This window comes from Pseudomonas sp. TWR1-1-4 (assembly GCF_049897165.1).
GTDB classification, from domain to species: domain Bacteria; phylum Pseudomonadota; class Gammaproteobacteria; order Pseudomonadales; family Pseudomonadaceae; genus Aquipseudomonas; species Aquipseudomonas canadensis.
The window spans coordinates 427787-443373 of the sequence record NZ_JAFCVS010000008.1; the positions used below are offsets into that span (position 1 = coordinate 427787).

The 15587-nt window shown below is 60.4% G+C and carries 15 protein-coding genes; 8 read left to right on the plus strand and 7 right to left on the minus strand.

The features are described from left to right. Nucleotides 1-3 precede the first annotated feature (3 nt). From ACP7C6_RS26510 to ACP7C6_RS26530, 5 genes are read right to left on the minus strand one after another with little or no spacing between them, the layout of a single operon-like run. Nucleotides 4-1140 (minus strand): hypothetical protein, encoded by a 1137-nt coding sequence (locus ACP7C6_RS26510; protein ID WP_028619546.1) that lies wholly within the window; start codon nucleotides 1138-1140, stop codon nucleotides 4-6. Then, nucleotides 1137-1862 (minus strand): SDR family oxidoreductase, encoded by a 726-nt coding sequence (locus ACP7C6_RS26515; protein ID WP_028619545.1) that lies wholly within the window; start codon nucleotides 1860-1862, stop codon nucleotides 1137-1139. The genes ACP7C6_RS26510 and ACP7C6_RS26515 overlap by 4 nt, the downstream gene beginning before the upstream one ends. Before the next feature lie 10 nt (nucleotides 1863-1872). Then, nucleotides 1873-2601: a sulfotransferase family protein gene (locus ACP7C6_RS26520; RefSeq protein ID WP_028619544.1), complete on the minus strand. Its 729-nt coding sequence runs from the start codon at nucleotides 2599-2601 to the stop codon at nucleotides 1873-1875. Beyond that, complete coding sequence (locus tag ACP7C6_RS26525; protein ID WP_028619543.1) at nucleotides 2598-3821, minus strand: transaldolase family protein; 1224 nt, start codon at nucleotides 3819-3821, stop codon at nucleotides 2598-2600. Before ACP7C6_RS26525 ends, ACP7C6_RS26520 begins: the two co-directional genes overlap by 4 nt. A gap of 17 nt (nucleotides 3822-3838) precedes the next feature. Further along, complete coding sequence (locus ACP7C6_RS26530) at nucleotides 3839-4543, minus strand: HAD family hydrolase (protein ID WP_028619542.1); 705 nt, start codon at nucleotides 4541-4543, stop codon at nucleotides 3839-3841. Between the two features lie 253 nt (nucleotides 4544-4796). Between ACP7C6_RS26530 and ACP7C6_RS26535 the strand changes: the two genes are divergently transcribed. The 4 genes from ACP7C6_RS26535 to ACP7C6_RS26550 all read left to right on the plus strand — a co-directional run bounded on the left by ACP7C6_RS26535 (nucleotide 4797) and on the right by ACP7C6_RS26550 (nucleotide 8927). After that, nucleotides 4797-5597 (plus strand): glucose 1-dehydrogenase, encoded by an 801-nt coding sequence (locus ACP7C6_RS26535; protein WP_068931734.1) that lies wholly within the window; start codon nucleotides 4797-4799, stop codon nucleotides 5595-5597. After that, a complete protein-coding gene (locus ACP7C6_RS26540; RefSeq protein ID WP_122684176.1) occupies nucleotides 5590-7416 on the plus strand; it encodes a glycoside hydrolase family 15 protein in 1827 nt (608 codons plus the stop codon). The genes ACP7C6_RS26535 and ACP7C6_RS26540 overlap by 8 nt, the downstream gene beginning before the upstream one ends. A 48-nt stretch (nucleotides 7417-7464) precedes the next feature. After that, nucleotides 7465-7938: an isochorismatase family protein gene (locus ACP7C6_RS26545; RefSeq protein WP_426109460.1), complete on the plus strand. Its 474-nt coding sequence runs from the start codon at nucleotides 7465-7467 to the stop codon at nucleotides 7936-7938. A gap of 74 nt (nucleotides 7939-8012) precedes the next feature. Further along, entirely contained in the window at nucleotides 8013-8927 is a 915-nt protein-coding gene (locus ACP7C6_RS26550; protein WP_236318494.1) for an alpha/beta fold hydrolase, read from the plus strand. Here the strand turns inward: ACP7C6_RS26550 and ACP7C6_RS26555 are convergent. Beyond that, nucleotides 8861-9865, minus strand: a complete 1005-nt coding sequence (locus ACP7C6_RS26555) for a GlxA family transcriptional regulator (protein ID WP_426109461.1) — start codon at nucleotides 9863-9865, stop codon at nucleotides 8861-8863. The two genes, ACP7C6_RS26550 and ACP7C6_RS26555, sit on opposite strands and share 67 nt — an antisense overlap. Nucleotides 9866-9955: 90 nt before the next feature. On the opposite strand from ACP7C6_RS26555, the gene inhA reads away from it, so the two are divergent. Then, a complete protein-coding gene (inhA, locus tag ACP7C6_RS26560; RefSeq protein ID WP_068931727.1) occupies nucleotides 9956-10636 on the plus strand; it encodes an isonitrile hydratase in 681 nt (226 codons plus the stop codon). Nucleotides 10637-10724: 88 nt separating this feature from the next. Here inhA and ACP7C6_RS26565 read toward each other — a convergent pair whose 3' ends face one another. Further along, nucleotides 10725-11354: a LysE family translocator gene (locus tag ACP7C6_RS26565; protein ID WP_426109462.1), complete on the minus strand. Its 630-nt coding sequence runs from the start codon at nucleotides 11352-11354 to the stop codon at nucleotides 10725-10727. 159 nt (nucleotides 11355-11513) lie between these two features. Between ACP7C6_RS26565 and ACP7C6_RS26570 the strand changes: the two genes are divergently transcribed. The 3 genes from ACP7C6_RS26570 (at nucleotide 11514) to ACP7C6_RS26580 (ending at nucleotide 15556) form a co-directional block, all read left to right on the plus strand. Then, a complete protein-coding gene (locus ACP7C6_RS26570) occupies nucleotides 11514-12029 on the plus strand; it encodes a sigma-70 family RNA polymerase sigma factor (RefSeq protein WP_028619534.1) in 516 nt (171 codons plus the stop codon). Continuing rightward, nucleotides 12016-12966 carry a FecR domain-containing protein gene (locus ACP7C6_RS26575; protein WP_426109463.1) on the plus strand — a complete coding sequence of 317 codons (951 nt, stop codon included), beginning with the start codon at nucleotides 12016-12018 and terminating at the stop codon, nucleotides 12964-12966. The genes ACP7C6_RS26570 and ACP7C6_RS26575 overlap by 14 nt, the downstream gene beginning before the upstream one ends. 106 nt (nucleotides 12967-13072) lie before the next feature. Further along, nucleotides 13073-15556, plus strand: a complete 2484-nt coding sequence (locus ACP7C6_RS26580; protein ID WP_426109464.1) for a TonB-dependent siderophore receptor — start codon at nucleotides 13073-13075, stop codon at nucleotides 15554-15556. Nucleotides 15557-15587 lie beyond the last annotated feature (31 nt).

Sequence of the window (15587 nt, forward strand, 5' to 3'; positions counted from 1 at the left end):
CACCTACCAGGTTGAATTCTTGAAGGACAGGTATTTGCTCGCCAGTTCGCGGGCAAATTCGGCGGACTGCTCGATGGCCATGGTGTTCTTGGAATACCCCAGCATCGATTGCATGACGGCCATGCACTGCGGGTTGTAAGTGACCGAACCATCACAATGGATTTCGTCAATGCCATCCTGGCTTTGGCAGATGCTATTGATGCGCACCGCCTCGTCCTGTGGGCACGCGTTGGAGAACTGCACCTGGATCCGCCCATCGTGCAGCCACACCGGATACCCGCCCGGAAGCCCAAGAGGCCCCGGCGCATGCACCAGGACCGGCACGGGCGAAAACAGCCCTTCGATGACTGTGACCGCAGAGCACGCGGTGAGGAACTGCCCATCCACCCCGCCCAGGCGACGGAACTCGGATTTCACCGTCGAGAAAATCGCCTCGGCCGGCAGGCGCCCCACTTCCGGTCGATCGCGCACTTCATACAACAAGCGGTAATTGGCACGCGGCGGTAAACCACCGCGCGGCACGTAGTGGCTGAAGTAATGCTGGGCATACAGCTGCACGTGCACATCAGCGGGTGCACATTCGAGCAACCGTGCAATGGAAAAACGCACAGCCGGAATCAGGTTGGCCACATTACCAACGCCAATGTCCGGCGCCAGGCCGATGCGCGCCAGGATCGGGTTGACCGCATCGGGGAACGCCGCATTCACGGTTTTGGTGCTGATGCCGGAGGCTTTTACCGCCTGCATCAGGCAATGCATCAACGTCAGGTGCATGGGCAGCCAGGGGCCGAACTGGGCCTGGTCGAGCTTTTCGAACGACAGCTTGGGCAGCCCGGTGATCACCCGCCATGACTGCAGCGACGCACAGTTCACCAGCATATCCGGGGCTTCTTCACGCAGCAGCTGCGTGACCTTGCCGACATCCGTCAGGTCGGCAACGACGGGCTTGATGTCGATAAACTGGCCCAACTGCGCACACGACAACGCCACCAGATTGCACAAGCGGATCGTGGCTTCTTCATTGCGCCCCAGCACCACAAAGTCGAACGCGTTTTTCGGTCCCAGAATCTTGAGTATCTGCAGGCACAGGTTGCCGGCGCCCACCAGCAGCAGCTTTTTCTTACGTACCGGAAGACTCATCGCGGGTAGGCTCCGTTGTCCACCGGGATGACCCTTCCGGTGATGTGACGCATCGCATCGCCCAACAACAGCAAGATAACCTCAGCCACGCCACCAGGCAGGATGGGGTCCTTGAGGACTTCCTGGCGGGCGTACTCGGCACGTCGGTATTCGGGGATGGTGCCGTAGATGGCGGTTTCATGGATCAGCGCCGGGGACACCACATTTACCCGCACGAACGGCGCGAAGTTCCAGGCGTTGGCCTTGCTCAGGCCGATCACTGCCGCCTTCGTGGCGCCGTAGAGCGCGTCGCAACTGCCCACTTCACCGGCCACCGAAGCGATGTTGACGATGCTGCGCTGGGCTTCGTGCGGCATTTCCCGTTCGGCGAAGTCTTTGGAGAGATAGACCAGCGCCTTGAGGTTGACGGTGAGGATCTCGTCTATCTGCTCATCGGAGTAGGCATAGACACTTTTACCGTGATAAATACCGGCGTTATTCACCAAACCATAAATACTTGCATGGCGCTCATAGAGTCGTGGAATGAACCCCTTGATAACGGTCATATCCGAAAAGTCGGCAATGTGCGCCTCGAACACATCAGCGCCATAGAGACCTTGCAGTACTTTCAAGCCCTCGGCATCCTTATCCGCGCCGATAACAAAATAACCCTGTAGAATCGCCAGTTCCACAGTGGCCCGGCCAATCCCGTTGGCCGCTCCGGTAATAATCAACTTCTTCATGCAACAATCCCTATTGGCAAAATTCATTCATGCGCGCGTAAAACGTACGGTGATATTCGTACATCGCCTTTAAATTCGGATATTGATCAAATGCGTTGATATCAACGTGCGGAGTATCTGGAGAAACAATCCGCTCACTGTTTTCCGCGTCGACATGCCAACGTCGCCACGTTTTCCATTGTTGTGGGCACTCACGCTTCCACGTCATCGCGTGTGGCATAAACTCTATATTCAAATGATCACAGAGTTTACGGATCACCCGTTCCGGCTCTGCGGCCAGGTCATCCGCATTGATCACATAAGGCACTTTGCCGGTCAGCTTGGTGACCACGCAAAATATGTCGTATAGCGCTTTATGCCCAATAGCCTGTAATGGCATATCGGGATGCACCCGATGATGGGAAATAATGCTGCTGGCGGGTTCACGAATAAGAAAGATATTGTCCTGTTGCGCGAGAAAGCCAACATCCACTTTCAAGTCATCCAAACAGTGATAACACATGTCTTTATGAAAAACGTTCGCGCGCTCACGGGCATTAAGCAGATGCTCTTTTATGCCTGGGTAAGTGGTGGGCAAACTGTGATCCCACTCATCCGAGGGAATCGCCGAGTCCTCGGAAAACGCCATATGCGCAAACGGCTCATGGAAAACCTCGAAATCGCCCCGCTCGATAAACACACGTTCGAGCACCGTGGAGCGCGAACGTGGGTGTGCCCACAACCCGATCATCCTGTTCATGCGATCACCCCAAATTCAGCGGCGAGCAACGCGTTGAGCGCGCGCTTGAACGGCGTCGTCACTGGGCAGAGCCGAACGCAGTAATCCGCCAGGCGCCGATGCGCGCTGTTGGCTTCATTGCAGGCGTTGATAAAGGCTTCATGGTTACCGAAGTCGTAGGGTTCGATGCTGTCGACAAAGTAGGCTTCGTAGAAATACGGAATGCGGATCAGCTTTGCGAAGGTCGACGCCGGCGGTTTCTGAGGTTCCAGCGCAGGCACGACGGGTTTGCCATGGCTTTCGCGCTCGATCAGGAACTCCACCACCTCCGGTGTCAGCGTGTAGCAGGTCGCCGTATGCCCGGTCTTCTCCAAGTGCCAGCAATGTTTGTTGCCACGCTCGTCCACATCGACCTTTATGCTGGACAGCAGGGTCTTGACCGGCGTCTTCGAGGACGCCACCAGCGCCTGGATCTGCTCGTAGATCATCAACTCAGCCCAGCGCAGCTCCTCGGCACTCAACGCCAGACCACGCTCGGCGGCCTGCAGCGTAAACTCGGGCTGGCAGGCGAAACGCCCGATCATGAACGTAATGACGTACTTGCAGCGGGCAGTGTCGATACCCTTGCTGCGGGCAGTCGCCCTACCGCGCTCGATGGCCTGGATACCGGCCTGGAATTGCGCAACCGTGAAGCAGAACGTGATATTCACCGAGCCGCCCTGGGCCACCAGGTGTTCAACCGTTACCAGCCCTTCCAGGCTACCCGGCACCTTGACCATCACGTTCGGCGCCAGGCGCTGCAGTTCCAATCCCCGGGCGCTCATGCGTTCAGTGCAGCGCACGTCAACCGGGTCGACCTGGGCGGAAATCCACCCTTCGGCCTGCGCCGACTGAATCCAACGCGGCTTGAGCGTGGCGGCCCCTTCGACGATGACTTCGTTGTACAGCTGCTTGCGCAACTCGCTGGGAGACAGCTTGCCCAAGTTGAAACGTGAGGACCAATACTCGCGCTTTTCGAGGATGACGGCCGTCACTAACCGAGGGTTGGTGGTCGCACTGCACAAGCCCCAGGGCTGGGAGAATTCATCCGGCATCAACGCTTCTATATAAGTCACAGCGGCTGGGTATTTTTCCAGCAGGTGTTTTTTATACGGTAGGTATACGGCAGGCGATGAGTCCCACCACACTTCTGAAGATTGATCGTTGCGTTTGAGCCGTTCCAGGTAACCAAGTGTGTTCACGACGCCTCCTCCCTGAGTCAATTAAAAATGGTCAATACTTCACGCATGTCAGCAATCGGCAATGCTCCGGCCGCGGCCAATTGCGCATGCCGATGCGCGGGACCAAAGCCCAACACTTTTATATTGGCCGCTACAGCCGCCTGGATACCCGTCACACTGTCTTCCACCACCAGCGCATCACTCACGTCGATGCGGTAAGTTCGGCAGGCCGTCAGAAATACCAGGGGATCAGGCTTCCAACTACCCAACTCGTAACAACTGAATATTCGCCCTTCAAAATAAGAAAACAGCCCTGCCAGGCGTAAGCAATGCTCTATCTTGCTGCGGGGTGCACTTGAGGCTACGCAATAAGGAACTTCCAACTTTTGTAATACTTCCAGCACCCCATCCGAGGCTTTCAAACTGAGGGTCAGTGCTTGCAGCGCTCGCTCGCGAAAGTGCTGTTCAAACTCCGCATCCAAACTGACATTTAATATCTGCTCAGCTTCGCGCAAACACTCGGCAATCTTCCGCCCACGGAAGCGCTCGATAAAACAGGTGACATCAAGCAGCGGGTCGCCCTGAACAAGGGCATTAAGCATGGAGATCAATACAGACAGGGTTATTTCTTCACTTTGGACGAGAACACCGTCGCAATCGAAGATAACTAACTTAGGCACGCCAACTAAGGCCGCTGCTTTTACCTGAACTGGTAGTTCCCCTATATCGGCCGAAAGGCACATAGAAATCTCTTATAGGTAGCCCCGCGATGACTTCCGAACTACCAACGGAGCGGGTTGATGTGTGCCTATAAGACACGGGGCAAAAAAGCCTGTCAAACGCTTTTGAGCGGTTTTTTAGTATCTTATGGTTATTTTTTATAGTTCTGTTATTCCATTTTTCACCATGGTTGTAGTCGCTAATTTCACACGGGTGAACTTCCCTTGCGCGCGATCAGTCAGCTACTTGAACTCACGAATTTAAGGTCGGTGAGCAATGCATATCTCGTTGGAGCAACAAGTGGCGCTGGTGACCGGTGCCAGTTCCGGAATCGGCGCCGGCGCGGCCAAGGCTCTGGCGCAAGCCGGAGCAGCCGTGGTGCTGAACTACAACAGCCAGGCCGCACCGGCCAAGGCACTGGCAGAGCAGATCAATGCCGAGGGCGGCCGGGCGATTGCCATCGGCGCCAACGTTTCTATAGAAGAAGAGGTGGAAAGGCTTTTTGCCCAGACCCTCGATGCCTTCGGCCACCTGGACATCCTGGTGGCCAACTCCGGGATGCAGAAGGACGCCAACCTGGTGGACATGAGCCTGGATGACTGGAATGCGGTGATCGGCGTCAACCTTACCGGCCAGTTCTTGTGCGCGCGCGCGGCGGTGCGCATCTTCAACCGCCAGGGCGTACGCGAAGGCGTGTCGCGGGCGGCGGGCAAAATCATCCACATGAGTTCGGTGCACCAACTGATCCCGTGGGCCGGGCATGTGAACTACGCAGCGTCCAAGGGTGGCGTGGAGATGTTGATGCGCACCCTCGCCCAGGAAGTCAGTGAACAGCGCATCCGCATCAACGGGATTGCGCCGGGGGCGATCCGTACCGCGATCAATCGAGCCGCCACCGAAGGCGCGGCAGCACAAGAATTGCTCAAGTTGATTCCCTATGGGCGGATCGGCGATGTGGAAGATGTGGCCAACGCCGTTGTGTGGCTGGCCAGTGATGCGTCCGACTATATCGTTGGTAGCACGCTTTTTATTGACGGCGGCATGAGCCTATATCCGGAGTTTCGTGGCAATGGTTGATTTGAAGAACGAACAACAGAGCGCCATCGATGCCCACGGCATCATCGGCGATATGCGCAGTGCCGCATTGGTGAATGATAAAGGCAGCATCGACTTCTTCTGCTGGCCGGAGTTCGACAGCCCGTCGATCTTCTGCTCGCTGCTGGACAGCCCCGATGCCGGCATTTTCCAGCTCACCCCGGACCTGCCCAACGCGCGCCGCGAACAGATCTACCTGCCCGACACCAACGTGCTACAAACCCGCTGGCTCAGCGATGAGGCCGTAGTAGAGATCACCGACCTGCTGGCCATCAGCGAAGAAATCGATGACCTGCCGCTGCTGATCCGCCGCGTACGTGTGGTCAGCGGCAAGGCCGACATTCATCTGCGCTGTGCGGTGCGCCATGACTACGCGCGCACGCTCACCCAAGCCACCCTTGACAACGGCACGGTGTGCTTCAGCGCCGAAGGCCAACCCGGCCTGCGTTTGTCCGGCAGCCACCCGCTGCAGATCAAAGACGGCGCCGCCGTGGCCAGCTTTACCCTGGGCCAGGAAGAAGGTGCCGAATTCGTCCTTGGCGGCCAGGAGGATGAACGGGTGGGCAGCAGCTGCACGGACCTGGCATTGGCCCATACCTTGAAGTTCTGGCGCGGCTGGATCGCGCAATCGAACTACCGTGGGCGCTGGCGCGAAATGGTCAACCGTTCGGCCCTGGCGCTCAAACTGCTGACCTCGCGTAAACACGGCGCGATCATCGCCGCCGCCACCTTCGGCCTGCCGGAAACCCCCGGCGGCGAACGCAACTGGGACTATCGCTACACCTGGATCCGCGACGCATCGTTCACCGTGTATGCTTTCATGCGCCTGGGGTTTGTCGAGGAAGCCAACGCTTATATGCGCTGGCTCAAAGGCCGCGTGAGCGACTGCTGCGACCAGCCGACCAAGATCAACATTTTGTATGGCATCGACGGTCGCCAGGAATTACCCGAGGCCGAGCTTGAGCACTTCCAAGGCCACGGCGGCGCCAAACCGGTGCGTATCGGCAACGAAGCGTTTGACCAGATCCAGCTGGACATTTATGGCGAGCTGATGGACGCGGTGTATCTGGTCAACAAGTACGGCGAAGCCATCTCCCATGAGGGCTGGAAACATACAGTAGAAGTTGCCGACCAGGTCTGTGAAATCTGGAACACCAAAGACGTGGGCATCTGGGAAATGCGCGGCGAGCAGCATCACTTCCTGCACTCACGACTCATGTGCTGGGTAGCGCTGGACCGCGCCATCCGTCTGGCCTCCAAGCGTTCGTTGCCGGCGCCGTTTGCACGCTGGGACCAGACCCGCCAGGCGATCTACGCCGACATCTGGAGCAATTTCTGGAACGAAGAGCGCGGGCATTTCGTGCAGCATACCGACACCACCGCGCTCGACGGTTCGATGTTATTGATGCCGTTGGTGAGGTTTGTCGCGGCCACCGATCCACGCTGGCTCTCGACCCTGGAAGCTATCCAGAAAAGCCTGGTGCGCGACGGCATGGTCTACCGCTATCGTAACGACGACAGCCAGATCGACGGCCTGCAAGGCACCGAAGGCGCGTTTGCGGCCTGCTCGTTCTGGTACGTCGAATGCCTGGCCCGCGCCGGGCAAGTTGAAAAGGCCCACCTGGAATTCGAGCAATTGCTGCGCTACGCCAACCCGCTGGGCCTGTACGCCGAAGAGTTCGACACCCAGGCCCGCCACCTGGGCAATACACCCCAGGCCTTGAGCCACCTGGCGTTGATCAGCGCGGCGACGTTCCTGGATCGCAAGCTCAGCGGGGAGAAAACCACCTGGCAACCCTGAAGTGGCCTGTGCACAAAGGGCGGCCACTCGACCACGGACAGGAACGCCATGCGCCAGGTACTGCTGATCATCGACGTGCAACCTTCCTTCAACCCGCCCACGTGGCTGGTGGACGGCATCAACGCCCTGCTGGGGCGCATGCCGTCAGTCGCCACCGTGGAGCGCCACGACGAGAGCGTCACGCCCTTCGCCCGGCAACTCGGCTGGCAACCGGCGCCGAACGACCAAAGCCTGGTGGCCGCTGATCGCATCTTTATCAAACACGGCTATGCGCCACCCCCCGAGACCGTTTCCTACCTGAAAAGCCTCGCGCCGCAACGTGTACTGGTGTGTGGTATCCAGACCGACACCTGCGTGCTGGCGGCGGGGTTCGCGCTGTTCGACGCGGGGTTGCAGCCGACCTTGATCAGCAACCTCACGGTAGGTTCGTCGCTGGACCGGTCGGGGCAGCTGGGGGTGGATCTGTGGCGGCATCATTTCAAGCATGTGCTGAACAGCACCGAGCTGAGTCTAGACAACTAACACCACTACGTTTATCTGCACGCCATTGCGTCATACCTTTGGACTAGAGTTCCAGCATCTAACAGGAGCCTCCGATGACGATCGCCACCCCGCTGCTGTACGCACGCACGCCCATGCTCGATATCGCCTACGAAGCCCACGGCCCCCTCGACGGTGAGCCGGTGATCCTGCTACACGGTTTTCCCTATGACCCGCGCGGCTATGACGCGATTGCGCCGGTACTGGCCGAGCGTGGCTACCGGGTACTGGTGCCGTACCTGCGCGGTTACGGCCCGACGCGGTTTATCAACGAGCAGGTGATGCGTTCCGGGCAGCAGGCCGCATTGGCCAAGGACCTACTGGACTTCATGGATGCGCTGGCGATCCCGCAAGCCACCCTCGCCGGGTACGACTGGGGTGGGCGAGCCGCGTGTATCGTCGCGGCGTTGTGGCCACAGCGCGTGCGCGGGTTGGTGACCGGCGATGGCTACAACATCCAGGACATCGCCAAGTCACTGAAGCCCAGGGCGCCGGTGACGGAGCATCGCTTGTGGTATCAGTTCTACTTTCACACCCAGCGCGGTGTGGACGGCTTGACCGCCAACCGTGGCGAACTGTGCAAGTTGCTGTGGTCGTTATGGTCGCCGTCCTGGGCCGAGGGGCCGGGGCTGTATGAGCAGACCGCGCCGTCGTTCGATAACCCGGATTTTGTCGAGGTGGTGATTCACTCCTATCGCCACCGCTTCATGTATGCGCCCGGCGACCCGACGTTGGAAACCATCGAGCAGGCGCTGACTTTGCAGCCGCCGATCTCGGTGCCGAGCATTTCGCTGTGCGGCGCCGATGATGGGGTGGGGCCACCGCCTGAAGTGGATGATGATGTCGAGCATTTCAGCGGGTTTTACCGGCGTCAGGTGCTGCCCGGCGTGGGTCACAACATCCCTCAGGAAGCACCGCAAGCCACGCTGGATGCGCTGCTGGAGTTGCTGGGCGAAAAACGTTCGCGGTAAGCCTGGGGCGTCACCGACAAGGCGCGAAGGAAGCTGCGGCGCAGGGTTTCTTCACAGCCAAAACCACACTGCACGGCGATGCGTTTGATCGACGCCGCGCTGTCAGCCAATTGCCGACGTGCGGTTTCGACGCGGATCAATTCGACGGCACGTGCCGGGGTCTGACCGGTTTCGGCGCGGTAGTGGCGTACAAAGCTGCGTTCGCTCATGCCGGCTTGGGCGGCCAGGGTGGCGATGCTCAGGTCCAGGGTGAGGTTTTCGGCGATCCAGGCGTGAAGTTCGGCGAAGCGGCTGTCGTCTTTTTGCAGGGACAGGGTCACGCTGAATTGGGACTGGCCGCCGGGGCGCTTGAGGAACACCACCAGGTGCCGCGCCACCTCCAGGGCCACAGCGCGGCCCAGGTCTTCTTCCACCAGCGCCAGACACAAGTCGATGCCAGCAGTGACGCCGGCGGACGTCCATACGGCGCCTTGCTGGATGAAGATCGGGTTGGACTCCACCGTCAACGCCGGGAATTTGCGCGCCAATTCTTCGCAACGTGTCCAATGGGTGGCCACGCGACAGCCATCGAGCATGCCACTGGCGGCGAGCAGGAACGCGCCGGTACACACTGACGTCATGCGCCGGGTGTGACGGGCTTTCTCGCGCACCCACTCCACCAGCGCCGGGTCTTCGGCGGCGCCGTATACGCCCCAGCCGCCGGCAATCACCAACGTATCGCACGGCGCATCGACGGCGGGCAGCGGCTCGGCCAGCAGTGCCAAGCCAGCCGACGTCATCACCGGCTCCGCTTGGGCAGCAATCACCGACACGGCGTAAGGCAACGGCAGGCCGCGCTGACGCGCCAGGTCATTGGTGGAGGCGAACACCTGCAACGGTCCGGTGACATCAAGCACCTGGGCGTTATCGAAAGCGAGGACGTGGACGATTCTGGACATGATTGGCGTGATTCGTGGGATCAATGGCGTATTCGCCACAGCCTAGGCCTCTAGAGTGAAGCCGTCCACCCCTTTGACGGAGCGCTATTAATGACCCTGCAGATTGGCTTTGTATTGTTCCCCGGTATCCAGCAACTGGACCTCACCGGTCCTTATGACGTACTGGGTTCGCTGCCGGATGTGCAGTTGCACTTGGTGTGGAAAGACCTGGAACCGATCACTTCCAGCACTGGCCTGGTGTTCACACCGACCATGACCTATACCGACTGCCCGCGCCTGGATGTGATTTGCGTGCCTGGCGGCTCCGGTGTTGGCGCGTTGATGGAAGACCTGCAGACCCTGGACTTCCTCAAGGTCCAAGCTCAGACCGCCCGCTATGTGACGTCGGTGTGCACCGGCTCGCTAGTGCTCGGTGCCGCCGGTTTGTTGCGCGGGCGCAAGGCGACCACACACTGGGCCTACCACGACCTGCTCGCCCCGCTCGGTGCAATTGCAGTGCAAGAACGCGTGGTGCGTGACGGCAACCTGCTGACCGGTGGCGGCATCACTGCCGGCATTGACTTCGCGCTGACGTTGGCTGCCGAGTTGTACAGCGAAGCGGCGGCGCAACTGGTGCAATTGCAGATTGAATATGCGCCGGCACCGCCGTTTGATTCCGGGCGTCCGGATACGGCGCCCAAGCATGTGTTGGAGGAAGCCAACAAACGCACGGCTGAATCGCGCAGGGTGCGTGGGGAGATCGTTGCGCGGGCGGCGGCTCGGTTGGGGTGATTCGGCATAGCTCCTGGGGATACTGAAAAAGCGATGTTTGGGTCGGGCGGAACCCATATCAGCCGTTACCCAAACAACGGATATGTACTCAGCCTGGCCGAGACATCACCGCCAAACGCACGGCCAGCACCGTCAGCACCGTCGCCAACCCCCACTTCTGCAGCCAGGCACCCTTCGAGCGCCTGGCAAAAAACCGACTGAGCACTCCACCAAACACCCCCAGCAGCACATGAAACACCGCTGCAATCAAAGTCAGCACGCCCCCCAGCACCATCAACTGCACCGCAATACACCCCGCCTCAGGCCGTACAAACTGCGGCAAGAACACCAGAAAAAACAGCAAAGCCTTGGGATTGAGCAAACTGTTGAGCATGGCTTGCAGGAACACCCGCCCCAAGGGCACACGACTGACATGCACGGCGTCGCCTCCAGCATTTTTCTGCAACGTCTTGAACACCAACCACAACAGGTAAACCACCCCGGCATACCGAATCAGGTCAAAGGACGGCGGCCAACTGGCAACCAGCGCCGTCACCCCAGTGGCGGTCAAGGCGGTCAGCAGCAGGTCCGCCACGCCGATGCCGAGGGCCGACGCCATCCCACCGCGCCAACCATGGGTCACGCCATGGCTGATCACAAAGGCCATGTTCGGCCCCGGCGACAACAGCAACAACAGCACAGCACCGGAAAATACCGCCAGGGTCGCAAGGTCGATCATGCTCAAGCCCTCCACCGGGAAAGCCCGCAGATTAGTCCGTGCACGTTAAGCGAACAAAAAATTGTGCTGGATACATTCTTCTCCAGTAATTGCGAATCGCTACGACCAACGTCTAGAATGCGAAACATTATCAATTAAGACAGCTGCGCCAGGATGCCCATGTCGAGCGATCACCCACTGGACCATGCCGCCATCGGCCAGCTTTACCATGCCCATCATGCCTGGCTGCGCGGCTGGTTGAGCCGCCGCACCGGCTGCCGTGAACACGCCGCCGACCTGGCCCAGGAAACCTTCGTGCGCCTGCTCAATGCGCGCCGCCAGCAAACCTTGCAACAACCGCGCGCGTACTTGAGCAGCATCGCCCGCAGCCTGATGATCGACCAATACCGGCGCCGTGAACTGGAACGCGCCTACCTCGAAAGCCTCGCGCATTTCCCGCAAGTCGAGGTGCCATCGGAAGAAACCCGCCTGTTGATCCTCGATAGCCTGGAGCGCATCGACCGCCTGCTCGACCAGCTCAAGCCGCGCGTGCGCGAGGCCTTTTTGCTGGCGCAACTGGACGGCCTGACCTGTGCGCAGATCGCCCTGCGCCTGGGTGTGTCGAAGGCCACGGTGGAGCGTGACCTGTCCAAGGCCCTGCACGCGTGTTACCGGTTGCGTTATGTCGAAGGCTGACGCGCAACTGGTCGACCAGGCCATCCAGTGGATGATCACCCTGCGCTTCAATGTCGCCGACGACGCCGCCACGGCCGCGTTCGAACGCTGGCTGCACACCAGCGCCGAACACCAGCGGGTGTGGCAGCGGGTGGTGACGATGAATGACGATTTCACCCAACTGCCGGCCCAGGTCGGTCGGCATGCCCTGCGTGGGGCGCGCCAACGCATCAGCCGCCGTGAAGGCTTGAAACTGCTGGGCCTGGTGGCCGGCGCCGCCGGTTTGACCTGGCTCGGTCGCGACTACACGCCCCTGCCCGCCTTGATGGCGGACTACCGTACCGCCACCGGCGAACGGCGCTGGGTGGCATTGAACGACGGCAGCCGGATCCAACTCAACAGCGCCAGCGCGATCGATGCGTCGTTCAACGCAGAGCGGCGCCTGGTGCAGTTGCGCCAAGGGGAAATCGTGGTGAATACCGGGACCGACAACCGCCCGTTCTGGGTCCAGACCCGCGACGGTTACCTGCGCGCCCTCGGCACGCGATTCCTGGTGCGCGAAGAAGCCCACGGCACCCTGCTTGCCGTGCAGCAAGGCACGCTGGCGGTGTTTGCCGACAGCCAGGCGGCCAGCGCACGCCAGGTCCTCACGCCCGGCGCCCCCATGGTGTTCAACCGCAGCGGCATTCGCCCGGCGGTCGCCAACGGACTTGATCCCTGGGCCTGGAGCGACGGGGTAATCAGCGCCCACAATATGCGCCTGGACGACTTTCTCACCGAGCTGGGCCGCTATCGCAACGGCGTGTTGCGCTGCAGTGAGGCAGTGGCCGGGCTGCGGGTGTCGGGGACTTATCAGTTGGACGACACCGACCAGGTGCTGGGCCTGGTGGCGCAATCGCTCAAGCTCGATGTCACTTACCGCAGCCGCTATTGGGTGACCGTTTCACCGCGCGTGTAATTTTTCAGAAAATAAATGAGGTGAATTCTCATTGCCGCTCGACCTGTAAGGAAAGGCCGATCAACAGGCCGGTTCTGTCCACTTCCTTCAGGAGCATCCCGCGGTCATGCAAGCGTTCCCCTCCCCAAGCTCCCCCCTCAAGCGCGCGGTCCAGGCCGCCTTGCTTGGCGTCTGCCTGAGCGGCGCCCTGCCACTGGCCGTGATGGCCGAAACACCGGCCAACGACACCCAGGCCCGCGACTGGAATATCGCCTCCGGCGCCCTGGCCAGTGCGCTGGACCAGTTCGCCCGTCAGGCCGGCATCAGCCTGTCGTACGACGCCACCAGCGTCGCCGGCAAAACCAGCTCGGGCCTCAATGGACGCTTTGATCCTCAGCAAGCGCTCGAACAACTGCTGCGCGGCCAGGGCCTGCAAGCCCAACGCCAAGGCAACAGCACCTGGATGCTGCTGCCGCAAGCAGGCGATGCCAGCACACTGAACCTGGGCGCCACATTGATCAACGGCGAACGTTTGGGCGCCACCACCGACGGCACCGGTTCCTACACTACCGGCGCGGTCACCATCGGCAAGGGCGAACACAGCCTGCGGGAAACCCCGCAATCGGTGAGTGTGATGACCCGCCAATTCATGGACGACCAGAACGTCACTACCATCGATGACGTGATGGAACGCACGCCCGGCATCACCTCCTACGAATCACCCATGGGCGGCAAGTATTTCTACTCCCGAGGCTTCAAAATGCTCGGCCAATACCAATACGACGGCGTGCCCCTGGACATGGGCAAGGACTACGTCCAGGCCGACAGTTTCAGTGCGAACATGGCGATCTACGACCGTGTGGAAGTGCTCAAGGGCGCCGCCGGCATGCTCAAGGGGGCCGGCACCGCCAGCGGTGCGGTGAACTTCGTGCGCAAGCGGCCCCAGGCCAAGCCCACCACCAGCCTGTCGTTGTCCGCCGGCACCTGGGACAACTACCGCGCCGATGTCGACACCGGCGGCCCGCTGAATGACAGCGGCACCCTGCGAGGTCGTGCGGCGGTGAGCCAACAGACTCGCGGCTCCTACATGGACATCGCCAAGCGCCAGGACCAGGCGTTCTACGGCGCGCTGGATTTCGACCTCACGCCAGACACCACCCTGGGTGTCGGCGCGAGCTACGAAGATGTCGACGCCACCCCGTGCTGGGGCGGGCTGCCGCGCTACGCCGACGGCAAAAGCGCCAACCTGAGCCGCTCGACCTGCCTCGGCCAATCCTGGAACGACTGGCAAAGCCGGCGCACCACGTTCTTCGCTGACGTGACCCACCACTTCAACGATGATTGGAAACTCAAGGTCGCGGCGGTACACAGCCGCAACCTGCAAGACACAAAATATGCCGCCAGCGAAGGCACCATCAACTACGGTGACCCGGCGCCCACGGCCAACTCCTATGCGGCGTTGATGGACTACGACCACAAGGACTACGGCCTCGACGCCTATATAGACGGCAAGTTCGAAGCCTTCGGCCTGCAACACGAACTGATCCTCGGCGCCAACGGCAGCCGTGGCACCCAGGACGACGTCTACGCGATCCAGAACCTGCCCAAGCGCCAGAGCATCTACCAGCCTGACCACCACTTCCCGGAACCGGCCGACAACACCTTCTGGCCGAACATGTACCGTGGCGGCACGGTCAAGGAAACCGCCACGCAATACGGCACCTACGCCACCTTGCGCCTGCGCCTGGCCGAGCCCTTGATGTTTATCGTCGGCAGCCGTGTGAGCTGGTACGAAAACCGTCGCCAGTCCAACAACCTGGCCTGGGGCGAATGGGCTGTGCAGGACGCACGAACCAAGGAAACCGGCGAAGTCACGCCGTTTGCCGCACTGATCTACGACCTTGACGAGCACCTGTCGGTGTACGCCAGCTACGCAGATATCTTCCAGCCGCAAAGTTCCTACGCCACCGCCGACGGCGCAGCGCTCAAGCCCAAGATCGGTGACAACTATGAGCTGGGCATCAAAGGCGAATGGTTCGACGGTCGCCTCAACAGCTCCCTGGCCCTGTTCCGCTCCATCGAGAAAAATGGTGCCGAAACCGACTACGCCAGTTTCTGCCCGACCTCCGCCGATGGCTATTGCTACACCGACAAAGGCAAGGTGCGCGCCCAGGGCGTAGAGGCCGAAATCAGCGGTGAAGTGCTCGAGCGCCTGCAGGTATTCGGCGGCTACACCTACACCCAGACCAAGTCCCTGAACAACATCGACACCCGTAAAGAAGGTGGCGTATCCAACACCTACGTGCCTCGGCACATGCTACGGCTGTGGGGTGACTATCAGCTCGACGGTGCGTTGTCGAAATGGAGCGTAGGCACCGGAGTCAATGCGCAAAGCAGCAACTACCGCGTGCAGGGCATCAAGCTCGAACAGGCGGGTTATGCGACCTGGAACGCCCGCGTGGCGTACCGTATCGACGACACTTGGACCGTCGCACTCAACGGAAATAACTTGTTTGATAAAAGCTACTTCAACACCGTCGGCACAGCCTCCTGGGGCAACTTCTACGGTGAACCGCGTAATTTCACCGTGAGTTTGAAAGGCGACTTCTGATCCGGCGAAAGCCCCGCAAGCAGGGTGCTTA

Coding starts and splice junctions, on each gene's coding strand:
- ACP7C6_RS26565 (WP_426109462.1), bottom strand. CDS start 11,354: ATGATCGACCTTGCGACCCTGGCGGTATTTTCCGGTGCTGTGCTGTTG.
- ACP7C6_RS26550 (WP_236318494.1), top strand. CDS start 8,013: ATGACGATCGCCACCCCGCTGCTGTACGCACGCACGCCCATGCTCGAT.
- ACP7C6_RS26540 (WP_122684176.1), top strand. CDS start 5,590: ATGGTTGATTTGAAGAACGAACAACAGAGCGCCATCGATGCCCACGGC.
- ACP7C6_RS26575 (WP_426109463.1), top strand. CDS start 12,016: ATGTCGAAGGCTGACGCGCAACTGGTCGACCAGGCCATCCAGTGGATG.
- ACP7C6_RS26570 (WP_028619534.1), top strand. CDS start 11,514: ATGTCGAGCGATCACCCACTGGACCATGCCGCCATCGGCCAGCTTTAC.
- ACP7C6_RS26520 (WP_028619544.1), bottom strand. CDS start 2,601: ATGAACAGGATGATCGGGTTGTGGGCACACCCACGTTCGCGCTCCACG.
- inhA (WP_068931727.1), top strand. CDS start 9,956: ATGACCCTGCAGATTGGCTTTGTATTGTTCCCCGGTATCCAGCAACTG.
- ACP7C6_RS26580 (WP_426109464.1), top strand. CDS start 13,073: ATGCAAGCGTTCCCCTCCCCAAGCTCCCCCCTCAAGCGCGCGGTCCAG.
- ACP7C6_RS26555 (WP_426109461.1), bottom strand. CDS start 9,865: ATGTCCAGAATCGTCCACGTCCTCGCTTTCGATAACGCCCAGGTGCTT.
- ACP7C6_RS26535 (WP_068931734.1), top strand. CDS start 4,797: ATGCATATCTCGTTGGAGCAACAAGTGGCGCTGGTGACCGGTGCCAGT.
- ACP7C6_RS26530 (WP_028619542.1), bottom strand. CDS start 4,543: ATGTGCCTTTCGGCCGATATAGGGGAACTACCAGTTCAGGTAAAAGCA.
- ACP7C6_RS26545 (WP_426109460.1), top strand. CDS start 7,465: ATGCGCCAGGTACTGCTGATCATCGACGTGCAACCTTCCTTCAACCCG.
- ACP7C6_RS26510 (WP_028619546.1), bottom strand. CDS start 1,140: ATGAGTCTTCCGGTACGTAAGAAAAAGCTGCTGCTGGTGGGCGCCGGC.
- ACP7C6_RS26515 (WP_028619545.1), bottom strand. CDS start 1,862: ATGAAGAAGTTGATTATTACCGGAGCGGCCAACGGGATTGGCCGGGCC.